Origin of the sequence: Kribbella antibiotica (genome assembly GCF_004349055.1) — a bacterium.
Taxonomy (GTDB): domain Bacteria; phylum Actinomycetota; class Actinomycetes; order Propionibacteriales; family Kribbellaceae; genus Kribbella; species Kribbella antibiotica.
The window spans coordinates 20,420-28,853 of the sequence record NZ_SMKX01000116.1; the positions used below are offsets into that span (position 1 = coordinate 20,420).

Genomic DNA, 8,434 nt, shown 5'->3' on the forward strand with positions numbered 1-8,434 from the left:
GGTGCCGCAAAGCGCCAACAGTTCAACGAGAACTGCGCCGGAACAGGCGGAACGCGCTGCGGAACGAATCGAGCACGTAGGTCGGGAGCTGCAGGCCCTGTTTCTGCGCCCAGAGCAGCTCCATCTCGACCTGCCCGACCTGCTGCGCATATTTCTGGATGCCGATGTCACCGTCGGCGGTGATCCCGATGTCCTCCATGACACCGCCGAACTCTGCGCGCTGCCGCCGGTTGTAGGCACCGACGACCTCGAAGGACTGCTTGCGCAGCAGCCGGGTCAGCCACTTCTGCCACGGGGCCATGTCGTTCCACAGGCCGATCGCGGCGATCTTGTAGTACGCGAAGTGGCCGGGCTCCTGCCGGCGGATCGGCGCGATGATCGTCGAGGCGACGGCCTTCTCGCCGAGATCAAGCAGGCCCTTGTAGAGCAGGTTGTAGGCCAGGATCGCGGACTTCTCGGTCGCCACCCCGGTCAGGTAGTAGAGCATCCGGCTGATGTCCTGGATCGGGCTCAGATGCGCAAGGGCACCGAGGAGCTTCAGCTGGAAGTCGATCTTGTCGACGTTCGGCGCGGAGACCGGCAGCCCGGCCAGGGTCTGCATCCGGTCCAGCAGCAGGCCGTGATGGATCTCCTGCGGCCCCCACACGTCGTCGTAGAAGTACTTGTCGACCGGCGGCGGATCCGGGAGCAGCAGGTTCAGCTCCAGGACATTGCGCTCGACCTCGAGCTCGACCCGGGTCATATAAGCCAGCGTCGCACCGAACCTGCTGACCAACAGGTCTGGTCGTTTCATGGTGAAGTCCGCGCTGTCCAGCGGGATCGGCGGATGCTCCGCCCCCAGCCGATCGACATGCTCGCGCAGGCGTGCTTCGACCGACTGCGCCCGGCGCGGGCGGCTGAAGCGAACGCGCGCCGACTCGGCGGCCGTCATCGGGTGCCAACCTCTTGCCAGCCGCAACTCCCGTTGTCCCGGCACCTCACCACGACGGATCCCCACCCCTTCGGGCCACAGCTCTTGAACGGTCTAACGACTTGTCCCTCCAGGCTAACCGCGCCGGGCGCGGGAGCGGTTGCCCTTCCGGAGAAAGCTCGTGTGGCCTTGACCTCACGAAGCCGCGCCGGTGTCCGGACGAAACAACCACCTTCAGCGTACCGGCTTCCACCGACAGACTGCCGGGTTCGACGAGTCGCCCACCCTTTGGATCTCTGCACGCCTGGACTTCGGTGCCAGGCCCCATCCGGATGGGGCCTCGCCTCGACCGATCACCCAAGACGGGCGTCAAGGCCGGCCTGTCCGGGTCAGCAGGTTCCAGTCTGCGAACGTCATGTCCGTACACCTTGCGTTGCTCCGGTCTGAACCCGCATTCTGGCGGGGCTCACGGGGGCGTGGGGGAGTTACTGTGCGCTGGGGGATTTCATGCGTTTTTCCGCCCAAAGGGAAACGGTACAGTCGTTGCGGCGTGTGCTGGCAGTGATCTGTGTGTCACTGCTGGTGCCGTTGGTGGCGACAGGGTCCGCGCGTGCTGTTGCCGCGCCGAGTGGTTTCACCGAGCAGACCGTGTTCAGCGGCCTGAGCAACCCGACGAATGTCGCGTTCTCGCCGGACGGCCGGGTGTTCGTGGCCGAGAAGAGCGGGCTGGTCAAGGTCTTCGACTCGCTCGACGACCCGACGCCGAGCGTCTTCGCCGATCTGCGCACCGAGGTCTACAACTTCTGGGACCGCGGTCTGCTCGGGCTTGCGCTGCACCCGAACTTCCCGGCCGACCCGCGGGTCTATGTGCTCTACACGCACGATGCTTTGATCGGCGGCCAAGCACCCAAGTGGGGTACGGCGGATACCACCGACGACCCGTGTCCGTCCCCACCCGGCCCGACCAGCGATGGTTGCCAGGCCAGCGCGCGCCTCGCCGTACTGACGCAGACCGGTTCGACCGTCTCCGAGCAGGTGCTGATCGAGGACTGGTGTCAGGTCTTCCCCAGCCATTCGATCGGCACGATCGAGTTCGGCCCGGACGGCATGCTGTACGCCGGTGGCGGTGACGGCGCGAGCTTCACCTACGCCGACTACGGCCAGGACGGCTTCCCATCCTCGGATGCGACCCCCGACAACGCCTGTGGCGATGGGACCGCACCCGTCGGCGCCACCCTCACCTCGCCAACCGCCGAAGGTGGATCCTTGCGAGCGCAGGACCTGCGCACGTCCGGCGACCCGGTCACCCTGGACGGCTCGATCATCCGGGTCAACCCCGACACCGGCCAGGCCGCGCCCGGCAACCCGCTGGCGTCCAACGCCGACCTGAACGCGCGCCGGATCGTTGCCGATGGCCTGCGGAACCCGATGCGGTTCACCTTCCGGCCCGGCACCAACGAGCTCTGGGCAGGTGACGTCGGCTACGCCACCTGGGAAGAGATCAACCGGATCACGGTGCCAACCGCCGGTGTCACGAACCTCGGCTGGCCTTGCTACGAAGGCAACGCGCGATTGAAGGGCTTCGACAACGCGAACCTGAACCTGTGCGAGAACCTGTACAACGCCGGTCCGGCCGCGGTCACCGCGCCGTACTACGCCTACAACCACTCGGCCCATGTCACGCCCGACGAGACTTGTTCGGTCGGCAGCTCATCGCTGTCCGGGCTCACGTTCTATGCCGGCGGCAACTATCCGGCCGAGTACGACGGCGCGCTGTTCTTCGGCGACTACAGCCGCCGGTGTGTCTGGGCGATGCTCAAGGGCAGCAACGGCCTGCCGGATCCGGCGAACATCATCCAGTTCGCGTCCGGCTACGGATCGACGCGGCTGGTCACCGGCCCGGCCGGCGATCTGTTCGCGGTCGACTACGACAACGGCGCGATCAAGCGCTACGTCTACAGCGCGACGAACAACCCGCCGACCGCGGTGATCCAGACCGACCGGACCAGCGGGAACCCGCCGCTGCAGGTGAACTTCGACGGGACCGCCTCAAGCGACGCCGACAACGATCCGCTCACCTATGCCTGGGATCTCGACGGCGACGGCCAGTACGACGACTCCACGGCCGCGACTGTGCAGGCGTCGTACTCGACCGGGCCGGTGACTGTTCGGCTCAAGGTGAGTGACGGCAAGGGCGGTACGGCGACCACGTCGACGCAGATCAATGTCGGCAACACGGCACCGACCGCGTCGATCACTTCGCCCAGCCCCGCCATCACCTGGAAGGTCGGGGAGACGATCTCGTTCTCCGGATCGGCTTCGGATGCGGAGCAGGGCGCCCTACCTGGTTCGGCGTTGACCTGGTCGCTGCTCATGCATCACTGTCCGAGCGATTGTCACGTGCACCAGATCACCTCGATGACCGGATCGAGCGGTTCGTTCGCGGCACCGGATCACGAATATCCGTCGTACCTGGAGTTGAAGCTGACGGCGAAGGACGCCGGCGGGCTGACCGATGTGAAGAGCGTGCGGCTGGACCCGAAGACGACCAAGCTCAGCTTCGCTACTCAGCCCTCGGGCTTGCAGGTCACCTATCTGGACAAGTCACTGAAGGCGCCTGCGACGGCGACGACGATTACCGGGTCGAGTGGTTCGGTGTCGGCCGAGCCGGTGCAGCTGGTTGGGCCTGGGCTCTACAAGTTCGCTTCCTGGTCTGATGGCGGTGCGCGGAACCACAACTTCGTGGCGCCCGATGCGGCTGCGACGTACACGGCGACGTACGTGCCTAAGCGCAACCTCGCGCTGAACCGTCCGGTGACGACGTCGAGTGTCTACAGCAACCGGCCGGGATCGCTGGCTGTGGACGGCAACACGAGCACGTTCTGGTCGAGTGCGCGCAGCGATCCGCAGTGGCTGCGAGTCGACCTCGGCCGGGTGCAGGTCATCAACCGGGTGCACCTGAACTGGCTGTCGACGTCGTACGCGAAGGCGTATCAGATCAAGGTCCTGGAGAGCGGCCGGACGTGGAAGACGGTCTACTCGACCACCACCGGTGACGGCCTTATGGACAGCCTCGGCTTCACGTCGGTGAAGGCCCGGTTCGTGCAGATCGACATCACCGCGCGCGGCGTGGCCGGCAGCTACAACGGGCTGTGGGAGATGGGCGTCTACACCGACGAAGGAGACGTGACCGGGCTCGCCGGGAAGTGTGTCGACGTGGACAGTTCGCTGACCGCGGACGGCTCAGGCGTTCAGCTGTATCCGTGCAACGGGAGCACCGCTCAGCGCTGGCTGGTCGTCGACACCGGGCTGGTTCGCTCAGCACTCGGAAAGTGCCTCGATGCCCGCAGTACGGCGGCCAACAGTCCCGCTGTGCTGTGGACCTGCGACAACAGCGCCGGCCAGAAGTGGACTCCGCGAGCCGACGGCACGCTGCTGAATATCCGCTCGGGTCTGTGTCTGGAACCGAGCGCCGGGAGCAGCAACGACCGCACCAAGCTCGTGATCAACGCCTGCACAGCTGCTGCGGCACAGAAGTTCCTGATGCCTTAATTCAGTCGTCTGGCTGGTGGTCGCCGCCTAGGGTGACCACCATGGCTGGCGGTGGAGTTAACGAGGGGTACGGCGCGGTTGCGGATCGGTTTGCTGCGAACGCTGCTGAGTTCGCGGAGCTCGGGTCGGCGGTGACCGTGTTTGTCGGTGGGCAGAAGGTTGTCGAGTTGTGGAACGGCGTCGCCGACGACACGACCGGACGGGCTTGGGCGCAAGACACCGTCGTACCGGTGTTCTCGTGTGCCAAGGGACTGGTGATGCTGGGGATCCAGCTGCTGGTCCAGGAGGGGCGGCTGGATCTCGACGTACCGATCGGGACGTACTGGCCGGAGTTTGTTGCTGGCGGCAAGGACAAGATCACCACCCGGATGGTGTTGGGGCATCGGGCCGGGATTCCGGTGCTGGACAAGACGTTGTCGTTCGAGGAGATCGCGGCTTGGACGCCGGTGATTGCGGCGATCGAGGAGCAGGTGCCGCTCTGGGCGCCAGGATCGGCGTACGAGTATCACGGGCATGTGTTCGGATTCGTGGCCGGCGAGTTGATTCGGCGACTGACGGGATTGTTGCCGGGGGCGTATTTTCGGCAGACTGTCGGTGAGCGGCTGGGGCTGCGGGCCTGGCTTGGGTTGCCTGCTTCGGAGCTTGGCGCATTGGCGCGGCTGACCGAGGCGCCAGGGCGGCCGCCGATGCCGCCGCCGGAGCACCTGTTCACGCGGATCATCACGATGAACGGTGCGATCCATTTCCCTGGGTTGGACGAGCCGCGCGGGTGGAATGACCCGGCGGTGCTCGGTCTCGAGCTGCCTGGCGCAGGGGCTGTTGCCTCGGCGAGCGGGCTTGCGGGCCTGTACGCCGCGGCGGCGACCGGGATCGACGGTGGTGAGCGGCTGCTGACGACTGATCGCGTGACGGACCTCGTGCGCGAGGTGTCAGCAGGTCAAGGGTTCCTGGGGTTCGATGCCGGGGCACGCTGGGGAACCGGCGTACTGCTGGATTCTGGATTTCGGCCGATGCTCGGGACGCGGAGCTTCGGGAACGACGGGGCCGGTGGGCAGTTTGCGTTTGGTGACGATGAGTACGGGGTCGGGTTTGCTTTTGTGAGCAACAAGATGATCGGGCATGGCGATGCTCGGGCGAATCTGCTGGTGACTGCACTGAAGGAGTCCCTGGGCTGACGGATTTCGTCCAGGTTCACCACCCGGCCAACCGGTGTTCACCGGCTACGGCGAAGGTCTGGCTCATGGTGAGTCGGATCGCTTTGGTGGGGACGGCGGCGCTGACCGCTGCGGCGTTGGTAGCAAGCGGAGCACAGGCCCACGGCGGGCCACCCGCACAACCGAAGGTGATCGGGACGGCAACGCTGCCCGACATCAGCCTGGGGTCGTTCTCGCATGTGGCCAACGACCGGAAGATCGACCTGGGCGGGATCGGGAGCGACATCTTCCCGGCTGGACGGCCCGGCGAGTTCTGGACCGTCACCGACCGCGGCCCGAACGGCCAGATCAAGATCGACGGCGCGAACCGTCGCACGTTCCCGGTGCCCGGGTTCGACCCGGCGATCGTGAAAGTCAGGGTCGACGGCAGCAAGCTTCGGGTGCTGTCAGCGATCCCGATCACCACTCGCCACGGCGACCCGGTCACTGGGCTCTCCAACCAGGAGAGCCGCGACGAGCTTCCCTACACGTACGACGCCTCGACCCGCGTGGCTGTGAACCCGAACGGGCTCGACACCGAGGGGCTGGTCCGCGCGAACGACGGCACGTTCTGGCTGGTCGACGAGTACGGTCCGTCGCTGGTGCACGTGTCCGCACGCGGAAAGGTGCTCGCGCGGTACGTGCCGAAGGGCCTGAACCTGACCGGGACCGACTACCCGGTGATCGAGTCGCTGCCCGCGATTTTCCTGACCCGCAAGGTCAACCGCGGATTCGAGGGCCTGGCCCAGCTGCCCGGTGGCGACCTGATCCTGGCGCTGCAGAGCCCGCTACTGAACCCCAGCAAGAAGATCGGCGAGGCCTCGCGCACCACTCGCCTGGTCCGCTTCTCCCCGCGTCGCGGCAAGGTCACTGCGGAATACGTCTACCGCTTCGACCCGGTCGGCGTCGTCGACCCCGGTGAGACCGACACCTCGGCACTGAAGATCTCGTCGGTGATCGCAGTCGGCCGCGAGACGCTCCTCGTCCAAGAGCGCACCGACAACGCCGCCCGCCTGCACCGCGTCGTACTGCGTGATTGCGACAACATCCTCGGTACGGCGTGGGATGCCGCCGCGACCACGCCGTCGCTGGAAGCCCTCGCCGACCCCGCCGCTTCCGGCGTACCGGTTCTGTCGAAGCGGCTCTTCCTGGATCTGAACACGATCCCCGGCGTCCCGAAGAAGATCGAGGGTGTCGCCCTGACCTCCAAGCACACCCTGGTTGTCATCAACGACAACGACTTCGGCATGTCCGACGGCCCGGCCGCCTTCGATGCCAACGGCAACCTCGTGGACAGCAAGATCGAGACCAAGCTAGTGACGATCCGCCTGCCCTGACATTGGCGCTACTCCAGCCAGATGGTTTCGAAGGTGGAGTTGGCGTGGATGTGCAGGGCTTCGTAGCCGCCCGGGCCGGTGCGGAACTTGTGCGGGGTCTCCGCCGGTACGACGAGGATCTGACCGGCGTGGGCCTCGACCTGCTCGTCGGCGACGGTGAAGGTCGCGGAACCGCGGCGGATGATGAAAGTTTCGGCGTACGGGTGCAGATGCAGGCGGGGGCCGACACCCTCCTGCGTGGTGGACTCGAGGATAAGTGACACACCGGCACCGCCTGGCAGCTCGGTGTAGTTTTCTTCCCAGCCGTCACCATCGGCCCGCCCGTCGGGGCGATCGATGACGAAGGCCCTGGTACCTGCGCTCTCAGTCATCTCTGCACCGTAGTCCCGGCAGAGGTTCTTACCCGGCCCCTTTTTAACTAGAGGCCAGTGGGTACAGGAGTTTCGACGGGTTGAGCAGACAGCCCAAGGCGGGGGTCTCGGAGCGGGGCGTTGGCGCAACGCGCTCCGAGGCCCCCCGCCAGCAACTAGTCCACTTGTCTTACCGTCTCCGCGTGGCGACGCGCAAGGTCGTGGTACACGGCAGCGTTGTGGTCTACAAAGAGCTTGGCCACCCCTTCCAGCGGGATGATCTTCTTCGCCGGGCTCCCCATCGCGACCGACTCCGGCGGAATCACCACGCCGGGAGTGACCGTCGCACCAGCCGCGATCAGCGTGCGGGCGCCGATGACTGCGCCGTCCAGAACGATCGCGCCGTTCCCGATCAACGCCTGCTCACCGATCGTGCAGTCGTGCACCAGACACTGGTGGCCGACCGTCACATTCGGGCCGATCTCACAGCCGTTGTGGCCGACATGAATCACGCTGTTGTCCTGGATGTTCGCGCCGGCCCGAATGGTGATCGTGCCCAGGTCGGCGCGGATCACCACGCCGTACCAGATCGAGACGCCCGCCTCGATCACGACATCACCCACGAGTGTCGCCGTCGGCGCGATCCAGGCGTCCGGATGCACGGTCGGGCTCTTACCTTCGAACGAGAACATCGGCATAGGGCGACTCTAATGGCTGGAATAGATGACTAAACGTGTCACCTATTCCTGCTGACACTGAGTCCATGACAGCAATCGCAAGGGCCTGGCTGGGCGTCGTCTCCGCCGATCACACAGACCGCGCCGTCGCCGGCGGCTTCATCCAGCTCAACCACGGCAAGCGCCCCAACGTAGCCCGCCTCAACCCCGGCGACGGCTTCGTCATCTACTCCCCCACCCAGCAGTACGGCAGCAAGATCCCGCTCCGAGCCTTCACCGCCCTAGGTGTCGTAGCCGACGAACCGCCGTACCAGGCAGCCCCCATGTCCATGGGCGCCCACGGCACCGTAAGCCCCTGGCGCCGAACCATCACCTTCACCGAAGTAACCCCAGTCCCCCTCACCGACATCACCCC

At 66.0% G+C, this 8,434-nt stretch carries 7 protein-coding genes; 4 read left to right on the forward strand and 3 right to left on the reverse strand.

The genetic code is table 11. The features are described from left to right. Nucleotides 1-22: 22 nt before the first annotated feature. On the reverse strand, nt 23-931 hold the full coding sequence (locus E1263_RS30310; protein ID WP_238161657.1) for a GTP-binding protein LepA: 909 nt from the start codon (nt 929-931) through the stop codon (nt 23-25). 531 nt (nt 932-1,462) lie between these two features. Here E1263_RS30310 and E1263_RS30315 point away from each other — a divergent pair. The 3 genes from E1263_RS30315 (at nt 1,463) to E1263_RS30325 (ending at nt 6,992) form a co-directional block, all read left to right on the forward strand. Then, on the forward strand, nt 1,463-4,462 hold the full coding sequence (locus tag E1263_RS30315) for a PQQ-dependent sugar dehydrogenase (RefSeq protein ID WP_238161660.1): 3,000 nt from the start codon (nt 1,463-1,465) through the stop codon (nt 4,460-4,462). Between the two features lie 41 nt (nt 4,463-4,503). Beyond that, nucleotides 4,504-5,637, forward strand: coding sequence for a serine hydrolase domain-containing protein (locus tag E1263_RS30320; RefSeq protein WP_132173554.1), 1,134 nt, complete (start codon nt 4,504-4,506; stop codon nt 5,635-5,637). A gap of 65 nt (nt 5,638-5,702) precedes the next feature. Next, nucleotides 5,703-6,992 carry an esterase-like activity of phytase family protein gene (locus tag E1263_RS30325; RefSeq protein ID WP_132173555.1) on the forward strand — a complete coding sequence of 430 codons (1,290 nt, stop codon included), beginning with the start codon at nt 5,703-5,705 and terminating at the stop codon, nt 6,990-6,992. Nucleotides 6,993-7,000: 8 nt separating this feature from the next. Here E1263_RS30325 and E1263_RS30330 read toward each other — a convergent pair whose 3' ends face one another. Together E1263_RS30330 and E1263_RS30335 are read right to left on the reverse strand one after the other, a co-directional pair. Next, a complete protein-coding gene (locus E1263_RS30330) occupies nt 7,001-7,363 on the reverse strand; it encodes a cupin domain-containing protein (protein WP_132173557.1) in 363 nt (120 codons plus the stop codon). A 155-nt stretch (nt 7,364-7,518) separates the two neighbouring features. Further along, nucleotides 7,519-8,040, reverse strand: a complete 522-nt coding sequence (locus E1263_RS30335) for a gamma carbonic anhydrase family protein (protein WP_132173559.1) — start codon at nt 8,038-8,040, stop codon at nt 7,519-7,521. 65 nt (nt 8,041-8,105) lie between these two features. On the opposite strand from E1263_RS30335, the gene E1263_RS30340 reads away from it, so the two are divergent. Then, the coding region (locus E1263_RS30340; protein WP_132173561.1) for an EVE domain-containing protein at nt 8,106-8,434 on the forward strand (329 nt) is incomplete at its 3' end.